We start from the raw sequence: 18,446 nt of genomic DNA on the forward strand, positions 1-18,446 counted from the left end.
CCATGGATTTCGATTACACACCCGAACAGAACCAACTGCGCGCCGAGCTCCGCGAAACGTTGGAACGGGTGATGACCCCCGAGCGCCGCGCTGCGGTAAGCAACCTCATGGAGGGCGGCCCAGCGATCAAGGAATGCGTACGCGCACTGGGCGCCGAGAACCTGCTCGGCCTTGGGTGGCCGAAAGAGTATGGGGGACGCGGATTCTCGGCGATGGAGCAGTTCATTTTCATCGAAGAGGCTCGGCGGGTGAAGGCGCCGTTCCCGATGATCACCCTCAATACGGTTGGTCCGACGCTGATGCGTTTCGGCACCGACGAGCAGAAGCAGCGGTTCCTCCCCGCGATCCTCGAAGGCACCGTGGAGATCGCCATCGGCTACTCCGAGCCTTCCGCCGGCAGTGATCTTGCGGCCCTGCGCACGACGGCCGTGCGCGACGGGGACGAGTACGTCATCAACGGTCAGAAGATGTTCACCAGCGGCGCGGAATTCGCCGACTATGTTTGGCTCGCGGCGCGCACGGATCCCACCGTTAGCAAGCACAAAGGGATCACCCTGTTCATCGTGCCGACGTCCCTGCCCGGCTTCTCCTGGCAACCGTTGCATACCATGCCTGGTGTCTCTACCTACTACACGTTCTATGACAACGTGCGCGTGCCGGCCAGTGCAGTCGTGCTTGGTGAGAACCAAGGGTGGAATCTCATCACTGCCCAGCTGAACCTCGAACGCGCGACGCTGGGAAACCTCGGGGCGCTCGAGCCGCTGTTCGACAAGACGCTTGAGTGGGCTACCACAACGGATCTCGACGGCGGTAGGGTCATCGACCAACCGTGGGTGCAATTGACGTTGGCCCGGGTCGAGGCTCAGGTGGCCGCTTACAAACTCTTGAACCTTCGTGTCAACGCCGCGATGAGCAACGGCGGTGCGCTCAATATGGCCGAGGCGTCCTCGGCAAAGGTCTTTGGCACCGAGCTGACACAGCAAGTGGCGCGTGAGCTACTCGAGGTGCTGAACCGCAACGGTTCTCGGCGGGGCGAGGAGGCACCGCTTCGGGGTCAACTCGAATCTGCCTACCGGCTGGCGGTGATCAATACCTTCGGCGGCGGTGCCAACGAAGTGCAACGAGACATCATCGCCATGGCCGGGTTGGGCATGCCGCGGGCACCTCGCGACCTTCGGCCTACTACGACAACGGCAGGAGCTGGTGCGAAATGACCGACGATCCGAAGGTTGAGTTCAGCGAGAAGCTGAAATCCGTGATCGGGAAGCCGACTGGTAACGGGAAGCCGTCCGTCGCGTCGGATCCAGTCAATGAGGCCATGATTCGGCATTGGGCGTACGCGTTGGAGGACATGAATCCGGTGTACCTGGACCCCGAGTTCGCGGCCAAGTCGCGCTTCGGCGGCATTGTGTCCCCACCGGTCATGCTGCAGACCTGGACGATGCCGCAGCCAAAAATATCCGGAATTCTAGAGCGGCGCGGGATCCCCATCGAAATTACCGCCAACCCTTTGTCATTCATCGACGAAGCAGGCTTCACAGGATCGGTGGCCACGAACTCAGAGTTCGAGATCGAGCGCTACCCGCGGGTTGGCGACGTCATCACCTCGACGACGGTGATCGAGGACATTTCCGATGAGAAGCGGACGGCACTGGGGACTGGCCACTTCGTTACGTGGGTCAGCACCTACGTCGATCAGCACGGAGAAGTCCTCGGGCGGCAGCGGTTCAGGCTCCTACGATTCAGGCCGAACACCTGATGGCCACCAGACCTGCGCCCCCGACCAGTCGGGATACGGAGTTCTTCTGGGCTGGGCTCCAAGAACACAAGCTGCTGATCCAGCGCTGTGCTGGATGCGGCACGCTGCGTAATCCGCCTCGGCCGATGTGCCATGCTTGCACGTCGCTGGACTGGGACACCATCGAATCATCCGGCCGTGGAACGATTTACAGCTTTGTGATGCCTACATATCCTCAGCTCCCGAATTTGGAGTATCCGTACATCGTCGCGCTGGTGGAACTTGCCGAAGGTGTGCGGTTGGTATCCAACCTGTGCGACGTCGCGCCAGGCGATGTCCGCGTCGGAATGCCGGTGGAGGCCTTCTACACCACCTTCGACGACGGACTCGTCCTTCACCAATTCCGCCCCGCCGGCTAACGCTGGTCCCACGAAACCAGGACGCATGGACTTCAACTTCACCGAAGAACAAGAAACGATCGCCAAGGTAGCGCGCCAGCTCTTCGATCACCGAGCCACACCGGAGCGCCTCACCGAACTCGAAGCGGGCGAACACCGCTACGACGCCGAATTGTGGAAGGAATTGGCCGACGCCGACCTACTCGGGATTGCGTTACCCGAATCAGTGGGCGGGAGCGGCTCAAGCTTCATCGAGCTCTGTGTGCTGTTGGCCGAGGTGGGTCGGAGCGTCGCCCCCGTGCCGGCATATGCCACGCTGCTGCTGGGTGCCGACTCTATCGCTCGCTACGGAACGGACGCTCAGCAGCAGCACTATCTGCCGGGCGTCGTGGCAGGAACCCGGATACTGACCGCGGGTCTATTGGAGCCGGGGCGCAGCGACCCAGCCAGACCGACCACGACAGCGCGACGCGACGGCACCGGCTGGAGACTCGACGGGATCAAGGAGTTGGTTCCGGCGGCGCAGCTCGCCGACACGATTCTGATCCCGGCAGCCACGGAAGACGGTGCAGTGGGGCTGTTCCTGCTCGACGCGAGTGCGAACGGGGTCAAGGCGCAGCCTGTCTCGACGACGAACTTCGAGCCCCATGCCGATGTGACCATCGATGGTGCCGTCGTGTCTGCCGACGGCCGGCTCGCAGAAGGTAACGACGCTGCGGACGCGGTTCGTGCGCTGCAGGCCCGTGCCCTGATCGGGTTGTGTGCGATCCAGCTCGGCGTCACCGAACGTGCGTTGGGCATGGCGGCCGAATACACCACGGTGCGTGAGCAATTCGGCCGGCCGATCGGGACGTTCCAGGCTGTTCAGCAACGCTTGGCGGACGCGTTCATCGACGTCGAGTCGATCCGATGGACCACCTGGCACGCGGCGTGGCTGCACGCACAGGGGCGGCCCTTCGCGCGGGAGGCCCGCATCGCGAAGTTTTGGGCGTCCGAGGCCGGGGCCCGTGTTGTCGCATCGGCACAGCAGGTCCACGGGGGAATGGGCATCGACATCACCTATCCGCTCTCGCGGTACTTCCTGTGGTCCAAGCACAACGAGCTCGCGCTTGGTCCGGCGACGGCGCAACTGGCCGAGCTCGGCAGCGACTATCTGGAAGGCGCACGATGACCACCACCAACCGCACCACCCTGGCGTGGAGCGCAATCGACGTGGGTGACGACCTGACCCCGCTGGAGATCCCCGTGACTGCAACCGTGATCGTCGGCGGCGCCATCGCCTCGCGTGATTACATGCCGGTGCACCACGATCGCGACTTCGCTGTCAAACAAGGCTCGCAAGACATCTTCATGAACATCCTGACCACTAATGGGCTGTGCACGCGTTTCCTCACGGACTGGGCCGGACCCGAGGCGATGATCAAGAACCTGTCGATCCGCCTCGGCGTCCCGTCGCACCCCAACGATCCGATGCGCTTCACCGGAACAGTCACCGGCAAGTCCCACGCGGACGGCGAGGGTTTGGTCGATATCACATTCAAGGGCACCAACAGCCTGGGTGACCACGTCGTCGGCACCGCGGTACTGAGCTTTCTCGACGGAGTCGGCGGATGACCCGCTCGCTTGGTGGTATCGCCGCAATCGCGGGCATCGGCCAGACCGAATTCTCCAAGGAGTCGGGCCGTAGCGAGCTGCAGCTAGCGTGCGAGGCGGTGAAGGCTGCCATCGACGACGCTGGGCTCAAGCCGAGCGATGTAGACGGACTAGTCACATTCACCGTCGATGAGAACGAGGAGATTGCGGTCGCGCGCAACCTCGGAATCCCGAATCTCACATTCTTCACGCGGGTGCCCCACGGCGGCGGGGCGGCGGCAGGCACCATCATGCAGGCCGCCATGGCCGTCGCGACGGGCATGGCCGACGTGGTGGTCTGCTACCGCGCGTTCAACGAGCGCTCCGGCTTCCGGTTCGGCGGCGGCTCGGGGCGCACATCGGCAGGTCTCCCGCTGTGGTTGGCGCCGTACGCGCCGTTCGGGCTGAACACACCCGCGGCGTGGGTGGCGCTTCACGCCCAGCGTTACATGTCGACCTACGGCGTCACCAACGCCGACTTCGGGACGATTTCCGTCGTCGACCGCGCGCACGCGGCCCGAAATCCCAACGCCTGGTTCTACGAGCGTCCGATCACCCTCGAGGATCACCAGAACTCCCGTTGGGTCGTCGAGCCGGTGTTGAGGCTCCTCGATTGCTGCCAGGAAAGCGATGGCGGCGTCGCCCTGGTGGTCACCAGTGCCGAGCGGGCCCGCGACCTCAGGCAGCCGCCGGCGGTGATTACCGCCGCAGCGCAGGGCGCTGCATACGACGGCGAGGCGATGACGAGCTATTACCGAGACGACATCACCGGTCTACCGGAGATGGGGGTGGTCGCCCGAAAGCTATGGCGCGACTCTGGACTCAAGCCCGCCGACATCCAGACCGCGTTCCTTTACGACCACTTCACGCCCTTCGTGTTCGCCCAACTTGAGGAACTAGGCTTCTGTGGTCGCGGCGAAGCCAAGCACTTCGCGACGATCGACAATCTGTCGCTCGGCGGAACGCTGCCAATCAATACCAATGGCGGCCTGCTCGGCGAGGCCTACATCCATGGCATGAACGGCATCATCGAAGGTGTCCGCCAGGTGCGCGGCACCTCGTCTAACCAGGTCAGCGATGTCGAACATGTCCTCGTCACGTCCGGAACTGGAGTGCCTACCAGCGCACTGATTCTCGCGCCGTCGGACTGATGTCGTGCCCCAGTGGGACCGAACTGCCCCACGCGACGTCTGCCTGGGGTGACGCGCTCGTGATCGGAGAGGGGGGACCATGAGCGTGAACGTCGGCGCGGTGGCGCGCACGACGCCGGCGTCCGACGATATCGTTGGGGCCATGTTCGCGAAGCGGTTCGACGCGGTGGCCGAGCACTCAACGCGATCGGGACGCGCCAACGACATCGCCCAGTCGCCTGAGATCGCGGTGCTCCAGATTGCGTCGTCCCGCACACGTTTGCGGCCCGCCGTGAGGATCCGTGAACGGTCTCGCTTTCGGTCCTCACGTCGGGCGCCTAAGCCGCCCCGACTTGCTGATGTCACTGCCTCATTCGGATCGCCGTGCGCCGCTTCGCCGCCCACGGTCACCTTCATTTCGTGATGGCCGACGCGACCGTGACTGATACCCACGACGTTATCGTCGAGGCGGCACTCGCCTGCTTCCGTCACCACGGGATGCGCAAGACGACGATCGTCCACATTGCACGGGCGGCTGGAGTGTCGCGGAGTACGTTCTATGAGTATTTCCGCGACAAGGCCGCGATCGTCGAAGCGACTGCGGAACACACGTCCCAACGCTTTTATTCTGAGCTGGCCAAGTCGATGGCCGGCGGAAGTTCACTCGAAGAGAAGTTAAGCCGGGCAGCAGCAACCGTGACTCACGCCCGACAAATCGTTGAGCCCGAGCGGTACTTCGATGCCGATGAGGTCAGCGTGATGCTGACGCGGGATGCCGCGGTCCTCCTTCTCGAATGCACCCAGTTTCTTGCTCCGTACATCGCGGCCGCCAAGTTGACCGGCGAGGTTCGCAAGGATGTTGACGTTCAAGCCGCCGGAGAATGGTGTGCGCGAATATTGATCTCCCTGTTCAATACGCCGTCGTCGAGTCTGGACATGAGCAACCCCAACGTCGCCTCGGAGTTCGTGCGTGCACACCTGGTTCGCGGGCTCGGTGGTGGACATACGCGGCTTCGGCGGACGTTGGCAGATGGCGAACCAACTAGCGGGTCTGCGTAGTCGACAAAATGATTGAGCCACAACGAGTCCCGGCGGTGAAGTGCGGCACCACGGCCAGTGCCGGGTCGCCAAGGTGAGAGTGAAATCTCCGCTCGCAGGTGTGCGCAACCGGAGTTGCACTGCTATTCGGGTGTGAGTGGTAGGGCAACCAGCCGATAATCCTCGATGTTGACTATCGCGGTGTTACCTTCGTAGTTGAGAATATGGAAATCCATTATTGAGAACTGAAAATCTGACACAGGCCTCATGCCGCGTGACAAGTGAAAGGTAAGACAACGATGAGCCAGCAGCGTTCGATGGAGGGCAAGGTTGCCTTTATCACCGGTGTCGCTCGCGGCCAGGGCCGCAGCCACGCGCTGCGCCTCGCTCGTGAAGGCGTGCGAATTTTCGGCATGGATCGATGCCAGGACTTCGACACGCTCACCTACGGGATGGCCACCACAGAAGAGCTCGAGGAGACCAAAAAGCTTGTCGAGCAGGCGGGCTCAGAGTTGGTGGCCACCGTCGGTGACGTCCGCAGCCTCGCCGATGTGGAAGCGTGCGTTGCGGCCGGCCTCGACGCCTTCGGTCGCATCGACATCGTGCTGGCCAACGCGGGCATCTTGAGTGGGGGGCGGACGTGGGAGCTGTCGCCAGAGCAGTGGAGCGACGTCATTGGCGTCTGTCTGACCGGTGTTTGGCATACGGTGCGAGCGGCGATCCCGACGATGATCGCTCAAGGGGACGGCGGGTCCATCGTCCTGACCAGCTCGGTGGGTGGGCTCAAGGGATTGCCGTTCTCCGGGCATTACGTTGCCGCCAAACACGGAGTCGTTGGTTTGTGTCGTACGTTGGCCAATGAGCTTGGTGAGTACGACATCCGCGTCAACACGATTCATCCTCATGGCGTGAACACACCGATGATGACGGCCACCGACGTGATCGAACGAATCATGGCCGTCCCGGAAACGCTCGGCCCGATCTTCATGAACTCGCTGCCGTACTACTTCGTGGAACCCGAAGCCGTCTCTGAGCTCGTTCACTACCTCGTCTCAGAAGCCGGCCGTTTTACGACTGGCTCCCAGCTGCCGATGGACTTGGGCACCATGAACCGCTGACACCAGGCACTAGCTGGAACGCGCCGAAGCAGGCGAGCGGACGTCAGAACGTAACTTTGAGAATTATTGTTCTCATTAACGAGAGGGAATTGAATGGCATTGGCTGCGGAACGGCTGGCTGGAAAGGTCGCGATCGTGACGGGCGCGGGGCGCGGGATCGGGCGGGAGGTCGCTCGGCGCTTGTATGAGGAGGGTGCCAGGGTGGCGCTGCTCTCGCGCTCGGCTGGTCCTCTCGAGGAGGCCCTGGCGTCGATCGCTCCGGGTAGTCCGGACCTGATCGCCGTTCAATGTGACATGAACGATTACGACGCGATACCCGCCGCCATCGCCAAAGTGATCGACGCGTTCGGCACGATCGACATTCTGGTCAACAACGCCCACAACACATCCAGTGCCTCAACCTGTGCGCCGTTCGACAAAACGAGCCTCACCCAGATTGATGACCAGATGTCATCGGGACCGATCAGTTCCGTCATCGCGATGCAGGTCTGCCTGCCCTACCTGAAACAGGCAGGGGGCCGCATCATCAACATGGGGTCCGGGTCCGGCGTGTCAGGCATGGCGAACTACTTGCCATATGCGATGGCCAAGGAGGCCCTGCGCGCGGCTTCACGCGTCGCCGCACGTGAATGGGGGCAGTTTGGCATCACGGTGAATACCGTCTGCCCCGCGGCCATCACCGAAGGGGTGATGGAACATTACGAGGCCGGGACGGTCGACATTAGCCGCATGGGTCCCGCCCCCATTCCCATGGGTCAGCCCTATGCAGACATCGCCCCTATCGTCGCTTTCCTCGCGAGCGAGGACGGGCGCTACTTCACGGGCTATTCCTATATGGCCGACGGCGGGAGCTTCATCGATGCGGCGCGATAAGCACTAGCCGAGGTCGCCTGCGGCGCAGCGTGATCGAATGACTCGAGCGGCTACGCGTGTACGAATCAGCGACGTGCCGCGACGCCAGTTGGACGAAGGTCTCGGGCTCCGTATGGATAGCCGCCGGTCACCGACCGACCCCGATCAAGAGAAAGCCGACCCGGTCTCGACCGGGGCGGCTTTCTCTTGCTGTTGACGAACATTGGCTACGTATCAGCTGGCGGTTACGCTAGGGCCTGGCCCACTCCCTTGGCCGATGCCTCATTCGGGTGGCGGCGGTTCCTCGCCGACCATGAGCGCCACGCTGTCAAGGACGCAGGCTGGTCGGTCGCCGCCCTCAACCTCAACGGTGAACCTCACCGTGGCACGGCCACGGTTGCCCGACACTTCCACGGCAACAAGCTCCGCACCGGCCCGTATTCGCGAGTCAACCGGAACGGGCGCAGGGAAGCGCAATTTGTCCAGGCCGTAGTTGACTCCCATAGACAGCCCGGACACTTGGTAAATCTGCTTGGCCAGCAATGGGACCAGTGACAGCGTCAGATAGCCGTGTGCGATGGTGCGGCCGTACGGACCGCTGGCAGCCTTCTCGGTATCGACGTGGATCCACTGGCGATCGCCAGTGGCCTCGGCGAATTCGTTGATCTGTTGCTGAGTGACTGTGTGCCAGTCGCTGTAGCCGAGGTGATTTCCAAGTGCGGCAGCGAACCCGCCGATGCCGGCGTAAATGGTGGGAGACGCGGTGCTATTGGACATGACTCCCTTTGGGTCGGGGAACTTGGTCTGAAGGACCGCGTGCCTTTTCGCATCCGATCGGCGATCGCATGCGAAAACGGCTTCCATCGAAATGCCGTGGAATCTGCGGCCGGCCTGAGCCGAGAGTCGAGAACACGCCATCAGGCGTTGACATCGACCCCCAGCAAGCCGGCGAGGTTGCCGCCCATGACTTTTGCCTTGTCCTCTTCGGACAGACGGTCCAGGCGGTCGACGTAGCTGATCGGGTCGCCGACGCCTTCCGGATGAGGAAAGTCCGACCCGAACAGCACATGGTCGGGGCCCATGATGTCGATAATTCCGTAAGCGTCGTCCTCCAGGAACGGGTGGACCCAGATATTGCGCTTGAAGACGGCCACTGGATCCTCGTCGAACACTTGCGGCATGACTCCGTAGGCCTTGCCCAGGGTTTCAAGGAGGGGCGCCACCCAGGAGCTGCCATTCTCGACTGTCGCTACCTTCAGGTCGGGGAACCGAGACAGTGCGCCGTGACAGATCATGGCTGCCAGGGTGTCCTCGATCGCACGGTGGCCCATGACCACTTCACGCAACGAGCTCGGCTTGCCGAACGACAGATATTCGTCGCCGCCTTCCCAGGCTTCCAGGTGGGCCTGATACCCGCTGTCGGAGGCGTGAATCGTTACCGGCACTCCCGCGTCGACAACGGCCTGCCAGAACGGGTCGAACTCGGGCAGGCCCATCGATCGCGATCCACCAGCAATGCTGGGGACGGGCGCGGGCCGGATCAGGAAGGTCTTCATGCCCCGCTCAAGGCACCAATGCAGTTCCTGGATGGCATCCTCGACGACGGCCAAGGTGATCACCGGGGTCGCGAAGATGCGGCCCTCATAGTCGAAGGTCCAGTGTTCGTACATCCACTCGTTGAGAGCGTGTATCACCGCGTGGGTCAGATGAACGTCGTCGGTGGTGCGTTCCTCGAGCAAGCTGGCGAGTGTCGGATACATCACGGCGCGGTCGATGCCCTGCTCGTTCATCAAGGCAAGTCGCGGCGCCGGCGACTGATATGCGGGGTCGACATCCATTGCTGGGCCGATGAATTCGCGAAAAGACTTGCCTTCAGGGTTCTTACCCAGAAAGTAGTCTTCGGCACTGCCGGGTCGTGCAACCCGCTCGAAGGTCGGGTTGGGAATCATGTGGCTGATGCGGTCCTTGATGACGAGCTTCGGCCGGCCACCAACTTCCACGTAACCAACTTTGCCTCGGTGTTCCGGTGGCAGGTACTTCGTGAGGGCGTCGCGGGTCTCGTACATGTGGTTGTCGGCATCGAAGACGGGGAAGCCCAGGGAACGCGGCGACATGTCGGTAGGTCCTCTCTCACTTTCTGACTGCGTTGGGGATAGCGAGATCGACTATTCCCCGTTATGAGAATGACGTTATCACTCCGGCTGGCCGGAGGCTAGACTGCGGGTATGGGCAGTCCTGAAACCGCGGCCTTGTCGGCCCGTCTTGAGCGGATCGAATCCCTGCAGGCGATTGGCCAGCTACCGAGCAGATACGCAATGGCACTGGATATCCGGGACGTCGACGCACTGGTCGGACTCTTCGTCGACGACGTCAAAGCGGGCCGCCACGGCCAGGGGCGCGCTGCGCTGCGCGATTGGTATGACCTCGCACTGAGGCGCTTTTACCGGAGCATCCATCTGGTATGTGGGCACCAGATCGACTTCCTCGACGCTGACCACGCCACCGGTTCGGTGTACTGCCGTGCCGAGCACGAGGACGGCCATGGTTGGTACGTCATCACCATGCGCTATGACGATGTCTACGAGCGCCGTGACGGCGCCTGGTATTTCGTGCAGCGGCGCGAACATCCCTGGTATTCGGTCGATATCACCGAGCGGCCTGGGCCCGAGTTTGTGCGCTGGCCGTCGAATGTCGTTCTGCGCGAACTTATGCCGCACCGGATGCCGAGTTGGCAGGCATTCTGGGATAACGGGGACGCAGGACAGCCCGGTCAGCTGTCAGCCAATCCTTAACCGTCGCGGGCCTCGGCGACACGACCGATGTCGGTCAGGGCCTGCGTGGGGTCCGTCGTTGGTAGCAGCACCTGCAGGTGGTCGACACCCGCCTGGCGATAGGTGTCCATGAGGTCGGCCAGCGAGGATCCCGGCTGTGGACGTACGGATGCCACGATGCGTAAGTCGTCGGTGCTGCGGCCTCGGTCCTCGGCGTAGGCGTAGAGCAGCCTGCGCCGCTCAGCGAGGCGCTCGGGCGACATCGGGGCCGCGATCCACCCGTCGCCGATTCGGGCGGCCCGTTTCAGGGCGGCATCGGAGTGGCCACCAATCAGGATCGGTATCGGTCGTTGAACCGGCTGCGGTTGCGGGTCCATCGGCGGAAGGTCGTGATAGCGGCCGCGGAACTCGACAAGAGGCCCCGGCGCGCACCACAGCGTCCGCATCAACGCGATGTGTTCCTCACTGCGCTGGGCACGCTGGTCCCAGGGCATCCCCATCGCCTCGGCTTCCTCGCGCAACCATCCGATACCGATGCCGTAGGTCAGCCGCCCGCCGCAGAGTAGGTCGAGGGTGGCGAGCTGACGCGCATTGGCCACTGCGTTGCGGATAGGGAGCACGGCCACGGAGGTCCCCAAACCAATTGTGTTGGTGTGAGCCGCTATCCAGGCAAGCGTCGTGATCATCTCGTAGTTTGGCGACAAGGTTTCAGACAGCGAACCGTCGCGAACGGGCCCCGGTTTGCGGCCCAGGACGTAGAGCGACTCGGCATGGTGGGGCAGCACTAGATGGTCGACCGCCCACAGCCCGTCGATGCCTGCTGCTTCGGCAGTTTGGGCAAAGTCCCGCACGAAGGACGGCGTTGCTGACGACCCTGTGTGGGGCAGGACCAGGCCGATCTGCATCTCTCCTCCTCAGACGCTCGTGAAATGGCCCCCATCGATCCCGATCGTTTGCCCGGTGATGAAGCGGGCCGCGGGGTCGATGAGCAGTGCCACAGCGGCCCCGACGTCGGTCTCGGGGTCCCCGACCCGACCCATCGGAACCCGCTTGGCCAGGCGGTCTTCCATCGCCGGGTCGGCTTTGATGCCGTTGGTCATCGCCGGTGAGTAGGCCAGCGGGGACACAGCGTTGACCGTGATGCCTGCGGGTGCCCACTCGCGGGCCAGGCTCTTCGCGAACCCGCGCAGCGCGCCCTTCACGGTCGCGTACAGCGGCAACGTCGCACTGCCCTCGATGCCCGCTGGTGAGGTCATGACAACCAGCGTGCCGCCGCCGTCGCTCAGGGCGTCAAACGCCGCATGCGCGCAGTGGTACGCGCCGCGCAGCGAGACCGATACATGGTCCTCCCAGAGCGCCTCGTCGACATCGCAGAGTTGGTGGGGGCTGCTGGACCGGTTGCTCGTGGCGTTGTGAATCACCGCGTCCAACCTCCCTGTGGCGTTGAGCGCCAGGGCGATCGCCTGGGTCACGGAGTCGAGGTCGGTGACATCGCAGCGCGCCCACCAGGCGCGGGCGCCGCGGGCGCGGATCTCGTCGACCACTTGCTGGCCGCTGTCGCCGCGGGCGGCGACGATGACGTCGGCGCCGGCGGTCGCCACCGCCAGGGCAATACCACGCCCCACACCGGCACCGGCGCCGGTGATCAGGACTGTCTGCGCATCGAGGGTCACGGCGCCATCACCGCGCCGCCATCGGCGATTATCGTGATGCCGGTCAGGGTGTCGGCGGCGGAACCGAGTAAGAACTCCGCGGACCGCAACACTGTGTCCAGCAGTGCCGGCCGCTCACCTATCGCTGCCGGGGTGAGATGCGAGTCGAGTCCGGCAAGACCTGGTGCAACGAGCTCGAGCGGCACGGCGAGCAGGTTCACGCTGATGGCCTCCCGCGCCCACTGGCGGGCCGCGGACTTCGCAAGCGCTCGAACTCCTTCGCATGCGGTGGTGTAGGCGACCAGCGTGCTCGCGCCTGTAAGCCCCACGGTGGGGGTTACCACGACGATGCGGCCGCCGTCGGGCAACAACGCCGCGCGGGATCGCTGCAGCGCGATCACTGACTGCCAGATGACATTCGGCGCTGACTCGTTCCAGGCGGCGCCGGTCATCGCAGACAACGGCTCCGGTGCCGGTGCGGGGTCGGAGCCGACCACCAGGACAGCGCCGTGCAGTCCTTGCGGCAATGCAGCGCCGAAACCAAGCGGCTCGGCCCCGAGGCCAGCAGCCAGGAACCCGCCCAGACCGGTGGGCGCTCCCACCACTGCGATCGTCACTGCGGGCGCGGGTTCAGTGCGACGACGCTACCGATGACCGCGTTCCGGCGTGTTCGCGCGGGTTCCATCACCGGTTACTCGACCCGCGTGCATTGCGAGCCCAGTACCGTGGCACGTCGAGAGGCCCCAGAAGGCCAGGCCGCGCGGCGCACACCGCTGGAACGGCGTTGAGCACCGGCATGACGCCTGCCCCGCTGCCCCCCACGTAGCCGACCTCGACGGTGAAACTCGGATCGCCTTCGATTTCGATGCGGTGGCACAGGTCATATGGGCCGAAAGGCGCTTTCCATTGTGTCCCCGCGCCCCGTCCTACCGCGTCGACATGTTCGACGACAGCGATCGGACGTCCATCTGCCATGGCGCGCAGTTCGAACCGAACGACCGCGGCGGTACCGGCATCAACTGTCCCGAAACCGGTTTCGATGTCGTGATCCAGGCAGTCCGTCTCATAGGACGTCTCCCAGCTCTCGATGTCAACGCCGAGTACTTCGGCGATCTGATTCAGCGTTGGCTCCCACATGCTCTGGAGAAAGCCTGCGGTCATCAGGATCGGCTGGAAGCCGGGCGGCTTACCGAATCCGAAGTATTCGCGGCAGACGAACTCCGCGGTGTAATCCCCCCACCACCCGAGTTCGAGCACTCGGACGCAATCCACACGATCGGCGGGGGCCAGCGCGGCGATCGCCAAGTCGGTTGTGGCCCAACCAGGATCGATGCCGGTGAAGTACATCGATGACTGGCCGGCGCGACAGGCTGCTTCGATCGGGTTGCGCAGATTGGGCGGTGCCGTGGCGGGGTGCGCTAACGCGAAGGCGGAGAAGGAGATGACATTCGTGCCGCGCTGCAGGAACGGAATCGCTTCGCGGACTGACTGGTCCTCGCGGCCGATCGAGTCGCCGAAATACAGCAGGCAGTCGGCGTTCAGGTCGAGCAGGTCGTCCCAGTCGTTGGTGGTGATGATCCCGGTGGTCGCCTCGCCACACAGAGTTCCGGAGTCGACACCGACCTTCTCAGGCGACCAGACGTAGTGACCGACGAGCTCGAGGTCTGGATGGCCGATCAACCGACTGAGAGCAATCTTGCCCATATTGCCAGTGCCGCAATGTACAACGCTCAATGTCATTGAGTTGATCTACTCTGTGTTTGCGTCAATTTCCATGCCGTTATCGCACGCCATCAGGCGACCAGCCCGCGACCGACGACCAGCGGCAGATCGATAGCGGTAATAAGGCCGGGCCGAGCGGCACATACCGCAGGCACTGCGTTGACCAATCGCATTGCGGTGAGTGAGAATCCGGCCGTGACTGGGTTGCCGTCCGGGCCGCTCAGTCGCAGATCGAGGTCCAGATCCGGATCGCCGCGCACCTCGACTCGGTAGGACCCTTTCCCAGCCGGCTTGGGCCACTCCGGCGCGAGATCGGGATGCAGGCGGGTGACGTGCTCGAGGCTGAACACCGCCCGACCCTGGATGCGGCCGTCCACGCCGAAACGCATTGCGCCGGTTGTTCCCGCTTCGATGGTGCCCGCCGCTACGTGCAGTTCTTCGGTGGCGATCCGGCGATCGTAGTGTTCGGTCACCTCATCGAGCTCGCTTCCGAGTGCGGCGGCCAACTGTCGGACGGTGACAGCCAGTGCCGTGCTCAGCATTCCCGGCATCGAGATCATCGGGACGTAATCGAGGGGTCGGCCGAAGCCCATCATGTTGAACATCATGTCGTGGTTGGCGTAGGTGGAGTAGTCGAGTAGCTCCAGACAGCGCACGGAGTCGATGCGAGTGCACACCCCGGTTAGCAGCAGCGGCAGAACATCATTGGCGAATCCCGGATCGATCCCGTTAACCCACAGTGAAGCGTTCCCAGCGAGCGCGGCATCCTGCACCTGGGCGATAGCTTCCGCGGGAACAGCACCGTAGGGGTACTGAAGCAGCGTCGGGCCGCTGGCGAGCACGTTGATACCGGCGGCCAGGATGCGACAGAGGTCAGCGAGAGCTTCCATGGGGCGCTCGTCGGCCTGGGCGTTGTACAGGATCGCATCGGGTGCGAGCGCGAACAGCTGGTCGGCATCCTGTGTCGCGGTCACGCCGAGCGCAACGTCCAAGCCGGCGAGGTCACCGGCATCCCGGCCCGCCTTGGCCGGGCTGGACACCCAGACCCCGACGAGATCTAGATCGGGTCGGGCGGCGATGCCCCGCAGCGACGCCGCGCCGACCGGCCCTGTGCCCCATTGCACGACACGCAATCGGCGGTCGGCGGTGTCTGCGCCCACGGGGCGGGCCGCGACGCCGGTGCTCACGATGGGTTCCAAGCGGCGATGATGTCGGCACTGGTGGTGACGGTGGCCAGGAGGGACAAGGTGTTGTCGATCACGGATTCGGCGTAGGCCCGGGGGTAGCCGGCGACGGCGTCGCGGGGCAGCACGAATTGGAAGGAGCGGTTGACTGCATCCATGACGAAGTTCTGGATGGCGACGTTGACTGAGACCCCGACCCCGACGATCGTGGTGATGCCCAGGTTGCGGAGCACGGAGTCGAGGTCGGTGCCGGTCATCGGGCCCAGACCGTGAGTACGGGTCAGCACCAGGTCGCTGGGCTCAGGACCGAACTCGGGGAGCACCGAACCGCCCTCGCTGCCTGGTGAGAGATCGACGCTGAACGACTTGCCGGAGGCGAAAAGCCTAGCGTTGGTATTGGATCCGCGACCATCTGGGCGGCGCTGGATTAAGCAGTGCACCACCGTGACTTCGGCGGCGCGGGCAGCCTGCAGCAGCTTGCCGATATTGGGAATCGCCTCACGGCGGGCCTCGTCAGCCAGCAGTGCCAGGCCGGCGTGAGGGCCGACTACGCCCCCCTGGCATTCCTGGGTGACCAGAGCGGTGGTGGCGGGATTGAGAAGCTCGGCGAGTTTCGGTGCGGGCATGAGAATAGAGGTTATCGTTTTTGGGAACACTTGTGTCAAGGAACGAGGACAATGGATACGTGGGAGATCGCCGTCCGCGAGTCGGTGCGGCAGACGCTGGCCGATTACACAGCAGGAACCGACAGGTTCCGACTTGACGATCTCGCGCAATGTTTCGCGCCGCACGGAGTTCTCGACTTCACCGGTGGTGAGCCGATGGTGGGACCGGCGGCAATCGCCGCCGGCCTCGGCGCGCAGATGGGCGGCTCACCGGCACGCCCAACGCCGCTTACGCATGTGCGGCACCATGTTTCGAGCGTGCTGTTCAGCGCCGTGACCAGCGAACGCGTCGAGGTGAGTAGCTACTTCGTGGTATTCACCGATGTCGGCGTGGATCATTGGGGCCGCTACCGCGACGTACTAGTACCAGTGGAAGGGCGGTGGCTGTTTTCTTCGCGCAGGATCAGTGTGGACGGCTATTCCGCGCTGAGTTTGATGCGGGCTACCCCTGAATGAATTCCTTCGAAAAGGAGCGAATGCCCTCGATCAACGCGGCGCGATCATCGCCGGATCCCACTACGGTGAGCCAGGTTACGCCTGCGTCGACGAGGCGGCGCAGCGTAGCGTGACGCTCGTCGAGGGACTTGTTCTGGTCGAGCAGGGTACCGGCGGAGAAACAGATGTCCAGGGGTGCGGTGCGGCCGATCTCGCTGGCGTACTGGCGCGCCCAGCCGATCGCGGCTTCGAGGTCGTTGACGTCGGAGATCTCGGCGGTACGGGAACTCTTGGCGTAGCCGACCGTGGCGAACGGGGCCCACCCCTGGTATTTCGACACAGCACGACGGACGGCGGCTTTGCTGTTTCCGCCGATCCAGATGGGAGGGTGCGGCCGCGAGACCGGAAGGGGGCGAAGTCGGACACCCCGGGCCGAGAAGTTTGGTCCGTCATATGCCGTGTCTTCGCCGGTCAGCGTCTGGACCAAGACGTCGAGAGCTTGGTCGAGCAGAGCGCCTCGGGTCTCGAAATCGATTCCGAGCGCTGCGAATTCGGGCTTGAGATAGCCCGCTGCGGTGCCCAGGATGAGTCGTCCGCCGGAGAGGATGTCCAGGCTCTGCACCGACTTTGCGCCCAAGAACGGATTGCGGTACGCGGCGACGTAGATGTTGGTGAGCAACTTGAGTGTTGAGGTGGCGGCGGCCGCGAACGAGAGGGCGACAAACGGGTCGAGGGCGTGATGACCGCCGTGGTCAAGCCATTTCGCATCGGGCGCAGGATGGTCGGTGACGTGCACAGCGGCAAACCCGGCCGCCTGCGCCTCTCGGGCGACGTCCGCGACTGCCGCGCCAGTAACGAATTCGTTCGGCTGGTCTACCCGGTGGGTGGGCAATTCGAACGAGAACAGTGGACTCATGGGGTAGCTCCTTCGGTTTGGGACATTGTTTTCAAACGGGGCTGAACGGCCGGCTCCGGCCGTCATCAACGAGTTGCGCGAGGCGCTGTGCGTGCAGATCAGGGCTTCCGAACATAAGCTGACTCGCCTTTGCCCGGCGGACATAGAGGTGGGCGTCGTGCTCCCAGGTGAAACCGATGCCACCATGGATGCGCATGCTGTCAGTAGCGGCGCTCAGAAACGTCTCGGAGCAGTACAGCTTGGCCACGGAGGCCGCAATTGCCAGATCTTCGGTGGTACCGGCGGTGGCCACCTGCGCGGCGTGTAGCGCTGCGGATCGCGCCGACTCAACCCGGACCAACATGTCGGCGCAACGGTGTTTGACGGCCTGAAAACTGCCGATCGGCCGACCGAATTGCACGCGTTGCTTGGCGTAGTCGACTGCCATGTCCAGGCACCGCTGGGCACCCCCGACCTGCTCGGCGCTGAGCGCGAGGATTGCCAAATCTGAGGTCCTTTGTAGCCCTGGTTCGGCACCGCCTTCGGTGCCGATGAGGTCGGCTCTGACACCGTCGAAATGCAGCTCGGCGACCTTGCGAGTGCGGTCGAGGGTGCACTTGCGTCGGCGGTGCAGTCCGGCCGCTGTGCTTCGCACCGCGAACAGCGATATTCCGGCCTGGGTGCGGGCGGCAAGCAGGATTACGTCAGCGGTATAGCCGTCGAGCACCATCGCCGCGCTGCCGTCAATCTCGTAGACCGACCCGCGGCACCTGGCAGTCATGGTGACCCGCGATGCACACCAGGGGGCCAGTTCTCCGTTGAAGATAAGCGTTGCGGTTGTCGATCCGTCGGTGAAAGTCGGCAGCAACTGCGTCATCGCCGCGTCGTCACCGCTGTTCAGCACCGCCTGGATGGCCATAGCCACGGTGGAAAAAAACGGTGCGCACAGCAGTGCTCGTCCCATTTCCTCGTAGACGACGGCGAGTTCGGTCATGCCGGCACCGGCGCCGCCGAACTCCTCGGGCACGGCGATACCGTGCAGTCCCAGCTCACTGGCCAGTTGCTGCCAGACGTCGCGACTGTAGCCGCGGTCCGTCTCCATCGCGGCGCGCACGGCGCTGCTCGGCGACCGCGCCTCCAAGAACGCGCGCACGTTCTCGCGTAGCTCGTGATGCTCCTCACCGGGCATGTGTGACAACAACTGCCCCAGCCAGCA

At 63.9% G+C, this 18,446-nt stretch carries 21 protein-coding genes; 11 read left to right on the forward strand and 10 right to left on the reverse strand.

The genetic code is table 11. The features are described 5' to 3' along the window. Positions 1–2: 2 nt before the first annotated feature. The 9 genes from SLQ31_RS19545 to SLQ31_RS19585 all read left to right on the forward strand — a co-directional run bounded on the left by SLQ31_RS19545 (position 3) and on the right by SLQ31_RS19585 (position 7,927). A complete protein-coding gene (locus SLQ31_RS19545; protein ID WP_319435649.1) occupies positions 3–1,214 on the forward strand; it encodes an acyl-CoA dehydrogenase family protein in 1,212 nt (403 codons plus the stop codon). Next, entirely contained in the window at positions 1,211–1,759 is a 549-nt protein-coding gene (locus SLQ31_RS19550; RefSeq protein ID WP_319435650.1) for a MaoC family dehydratase N-terminal domain-containing protein, read from the forward strand. Before SLQ31_RS19545 ends, SLQ31_RS19550 begins: the two co-directional genes overlap by 4 nt. Beyond that, positions 1,759–2,157: a Zn-ribbon domain-containing OB-fold protein gene (locus SLQ31_RS19555; RefSeq protein WP_319435651.1), complete on the forward strand. Its 399-nt coding sequence runs from the start codon at positions 1,759–1,761 to the stop codon at positions 2,155–2,157. Before SLQ31_RS19550 ends, SLQ31_RS19555 begins: the two co-directional genes overlap by 1 nt. 25 nt (positions 2,158–2,182) lie before the next feature. Then, positions 2,183–3,307: an acyl-CoA dehydrogenase family protein gene (locus tag SLQ31_RS19560; RefSeq protein ID WP_319435652.1), complete on the forward strand. Its 1,125-nt coding sequence runs from the start codon at positions 2,183–2,185 to the stop codon at positions 3,305–3,307. Further along, positions 3,304–3,750 carry a MaoC family dehydratase gene (locus SLQ31_RS19565; RefSeq protein WP_319435653.1) on the forward strand — a complete coding sequence of 149 codons (447 nt, stop codon included), beginning with the start codon at positions 3,304–3,306 and terminating at the stop codon, positions 3,748–3,750. Before SLQ31_RS19560 ends, SLQ31_RS19565 begins: the two co-directional genes overlap by 4 nt. Further along, positions 3,747–4,919 carry a lipid-transfer protein gene (locus tag SLQ31_RS19570; protein WP_319435654.1) on the forward strand — a complete coding sequence of 391 codons (1,173 nt, stop codon included), beginning with the start codon at positions 3,747–3,749 and terminating at the stop codon, positions 4,917–4,919. The genes SLQ31_RS19565 and SLQ31_RS19570 overlap by 4 nt, the downstream gene beginning before the upstream one ends. 402 nt (positions 4,920–5,321) lie before the next feature. Continuing rightward, positions 5,322–5,957 (forward strand): TetR/AcrR family transcriptional regulator, encoded by a 636-nt coding sequence (locus tag SLQ31_RS19575; RefSeq protein ID WP_319435832.1) that lies wholly within the window; start codon positions 5,322–5,324, stop codon positions 5,955–5,957. 278 nt (positions 5,958–6,235) lie between these two features. Further along, positions 6,236–7,054, forward strand: a complete 819-nt coding sequence (locus SLQ31_RS19580; RefSeq protein ID WP_319435655.1) for a mycofactocin-coupled SDR family oxidoreductase — start codon at positions 6,236–6,238, stop codon at positions 7,052–7,054. Positions 7,055–7,147: 93 nt separating this feature from the next. Continuing rightward, positions 7,148–7,927, forward strand: coding sequence for an SDR family oxidoreductase (locus SLQ31_RS19585; RefSeq protein WP_319435656.1), 780 nt, complete (start codon positions 7,148–7,150; stop codon positions 7,925–7,927). Between the two features lie 261 nt (positions 7,928–8,188). Here SLQ31_RS19585 and SLQ31_RS19590 read toward each other — a convergent pair whose 3' ends face one another. Both SLQ31_RS19590 and SLQ31_RS19595 read right to left on the reverse strand, forming a co-directional pair. Continuing rightward, positions 8,189–8,683, reverse strand: coding sequence for a MaoC family dehydratase (locus SLQ31_RS19590; RefSeq protein WP_319435657.1), 495 nt, complete (start codon positions 8,681–8,683; stop codon positions 8,189–8,191). Positions 8,684–8,823: 140 nt separating this feature from the next. After that, positions 8,824–10,020, reverse strand: a complete 1,197-nt coding sequence (locus tag SLQ31_RS19595) for an amidohydrolase family protein (protein ID WP_319435658.1) — start codon at positions 10,018–10,020, stop codon at positions 8,824–8,826. A 111-nt stretch (positions 10,021–10,131) separates the two neighbouring features. Between SLQ31_RS19595 and SLQ31_RS19600 the strand changes: the two genes are divergently transcribed. Further along, positions 10,132–10,698 carry a nuclear transport factor 2 family protein gene (locus SLQ31_RS19600; protein ID WP_319435659.1) on the forward strand — a complete coding sequence of 189 codons (567 nt, stop codon included), beginning with the start codon at positions 10,132–10,134 and terminating at the stop codon, positions 10,696–10,698. Here SLQ31_RS19600 and SLQ31_RS19605 read toward each other — a convergent pair. From SLQ31_RS19605 to SLQ31_RS19630, 6 genes are all read right to left on the reverse strand, one after another. After that, entirely contained in the window at positions 10,695–11,582 is an 888-nt protein-coding gene (locus SLQ31_RS19605) for an LLM class F420-dependent oxidoreductase (RefSeq protein WP_319435660.1), read from the reverse strand. The genes SLQ31_RS19600 and SLQ31_RS19605 overlap by 4 nt on opposite strands. A gap of 9 nt (positions 11,583–11,591) precedes the next feature. After that, complete coding sequence (locus tag SLQ31_RS19610; RefSeq protein WP_319435661.1) at positions 11,592–12,350, reverse strand: SDR family NAD(P)-dependent oxidoreductase; 759 nt, start codon at positions 12,348–12,350, stop codon at positions 11,592–11,594. Then, positions 12,347–12,931, reverse strand: coding sequence for an SDR family oxidoreductase (locus SLQ31_RS19615; RefSeq protein ID WP_319435662.1), 585 nt, complete (start codon positions 12,929–12,931; stop codon positions 12,347–12,349). Before SLQ31_RS19615 ends, SLQ31_RS19610 begins: the two co-directional genes overlap by 4 nt. Before the next feature lie 82 nt (positions 12,932–13,013). Further along, positions 13,014–14,033, reverse strand: coding sequence for a dihydrodipicolinate reductase (locus tag SLQ31_RS19620; RefSeq protein WP_319435663.1), 1,020 nt, complete (start codon positions 14,031–14,033; stop codon positions 13,014–13,016). Between the two features lie 89 nt (positions 14,034–14,122). Beyond that, positions 14,123–15,241 carry a diacylglycerol kinase gene (locus tag SLQ31_RS19625; RefSeq protein WP_319435833.1) on the reverse strand — a complete coding sequence of 373 codons (1,119 nt, stop codon included), beginning with the start codon at positions 15,239–15,241 and terminating at the stop codon, positions 14,123–14,125. Continuing rightward, positions 15,235–15,861 (reverse strand): cysteine hydrolase, encoded by a 627-nt coding sequence (locus tag SLQ31_RS19630; RefSeq protein WP_319435664.1) that lies wholly within the window; start codon positions 15,859–15,861, stop codon positions 15,235–15,237. Before SLQ31_RS19630 ends, SLQ31_RS19625 begins: the two co-directional genes overlap by 7 nt. A 51-nt stretch (positions 15,862–15,912) precedes the next feature. On the opposite strand from SLQ31_RS19630, the gene SLQ31_RS19635 reads away from it, so the two are divergent. Then, positions 15,913–16,356, forward strand: a complete 444-nt coding sequence (locus SLQ31_RS19635) for a nuclear transport factor 2 family protein (RefSeq protein WP_319435665.1) — start codon at positions 15,913–15,915, stop codon at positions 16,354–16,356. On the opposite strand, the gene SLQ31_RS19640 is transcribed toward SLQ31_RS19635, so the two are convergent. Together SLQ31_RS19640 and SLQ31_RS19645 are read right to left on the reverse strand one after the other, a co-directional pair. Beyond that, the gene (locus SLQ31_RS19640; RefSeq protein ID WP_319435666.1) at positions 16,343–17,251 is read right to left on the reverse strand and encodes an LLM class F420-dependent oxidoreductase; all 909 of its coding nucleotides are present in this window, start codon (positions 17,249–17,251) and stop codon (positions 16,343–16,345) included. The two genes, SLQ31_RS19635 and SLQ31_RS19640, sit on opposite strands and share 14 nt — an antisense overlap. A 31-nt stretch (positions 17,252–17,282) precedes the next feature. Then, positions 17,283–18,419, reverse strand: coding sequence for an acyl-CoA dehydrogenase family protein (locus SLQ31_RS19645; RefSeq protein WP_319435667.1), 1,137 nt, complete (start codon positions 18,417–18,419; stop codon positions 17,283–17,285). Positions 18,420–18,446 lie beyond the last annotated feature (27 nt).

This window comes from Mycobacterium sp. RTGN5, from assembly GCF_033804465.1.
Lineage (GTDB): Bacteria > Actinomycetota > Actinomycetes > Mycobacteriales > Mycobacteriaceae > Mycobacterium.

What these genes read in the sequence shown, in the direction of transcription:
- SLQ31_RS19545 (WP_319435649.1), top strand. Translation starts at nt 3, where the DNA reads ATGGATTTCGATTACACACCCGAACAGAACCAACTGCGCGCCGAGCTC.
- SLQ31_RS19550 (WP_319435650.1), top strand. Translation starts at nt 1,211, where the DNA reads ATGACCGACGATCCGAAGGTTGAGTTCAGCGAGAAGCTGAAATCCGTG.
- SLQ31_RS19555 (WP_319435651.1), top strand. Translation starts at nt 1,759, where the DNA reads ATGGCCACCAGACCTGCGCCCCCGACCAGTCGGGATACGGAGTTCTTC.
- SLQ31_RS19560 (WP_319435652.1), top strand. Translation starts at nt 2,183, where the DNA reads ATGGACTTCAACTTCACCGAAGAACAAGAAACGATCGCCAAGGTAGCG.
- SLQ31_RS19565 (WP_319435653.1), top strand. Translation starts at nt 3,304, where the DNA reads ATGACCACCACCAACCGCACCACCCTGGCGTGGAGCGCAATCGACGTG.
- SLQ31_RS19570 (WP_319435654.1), top strand. Translation starts at nt 3,747, where the DNA reads ATGACCCGCTCGCTTGGTGGTATCGCCGCAATCGCGGGCATCGGCCAG.
- SLQ31_RS19575 (WP_319435832.1), top strand. Translation starts at nt 5,322, where the DNA reads ATGGCCGACGCGACCGTGACTGATACCCACGACGTTATCGTCGAGGCG.
- SLQ31_RS19580 (WP_319435655.1), top strand. Translation starts at nt 6,236, where the DNA reads ATGAGCCAGCAGCGTTCGATGGAGGGCAAGGTTGCCTTTATCACCGGT.
- SLQ31_RS19585 (WP_319435656.1), top strand. Translation starts at nt 7,148, where the DNA reads ATGGCATTGGCTGCGGAACGGCTGGCTGGAAAGGTCGCGATCGTGACG.
- SLQ31_RS19590 (WP_319435657.1), bottom strand. Translation starts at nt 8,683, where the DNA reads ATGTCCAATAGCACCGCGTCTCCCACCATTTACGCCGGCATCGGCGGG.
- SLQ31_RS19595 (WP_319435658.1), bottom strand. Translation starts at nt 10,020, where the DNA reads ATGTCGCCGCGTTCCCTGGGCTTCCCCGTCTTCGATGCCGACAACCAC.
- SLQ31_RS19600 (WP_319435659.1), top strand. Translation starts at nt 10,132, where the DNA reads ATGGGCAGTCCTGAAACCGCGGCCTTGTCGGCCCGTCTTGAGCGGATC.
- SLQ31_RS19605 (WP_319435660.1), bottom strand. Translation starts at nt 11,582, where the DNA reads ATGCAGATCGGCCTGGTCCTGCCCCACACAGGGTCGTCAGCAACGCCG.
- SLQ31_RS19620 (WP_319435663.1), bottom strand. Translation starts at nt 14,033, where the DNA reads ATGGGCAAGATTGCTCTCAGTCGGTTGATCGGCCATCCAGACCTCGAG.
- SLQ31_RS19630 (WP_319435664.1), bottom strand. Translation starts at nt 15,861, where the DNA reads ATGCCCGCACCGAAACTCGCCGAGCTTCTCAATCCCGCCACCACCGCT.
- SLQ31_RS19635 (WP_319435665.1), top strand. Translation starts at nt 15,913, where the DNA reads ATGGATACGTGGGAGATCGCCGTCCGCGAGTCGGTGCGGCAGACGCTG.
- SLQ31_RS19640 (WP_319435666.1), bottom strand. Translation starts at nt 17,251, where the DNA reads ATGAGTCCACTGTTCTCGTTCGAATTGCCCACCCACCGGGTAGACCAG.
- SLQ31_RS19645 (WP_319435667.1), bottom strand. Translation starts at nt 18,419, where the DNA reads ATGCCCGGTGAGGAGCATCACGAGCTACGCGAGAACGTGCGCGCGTTC.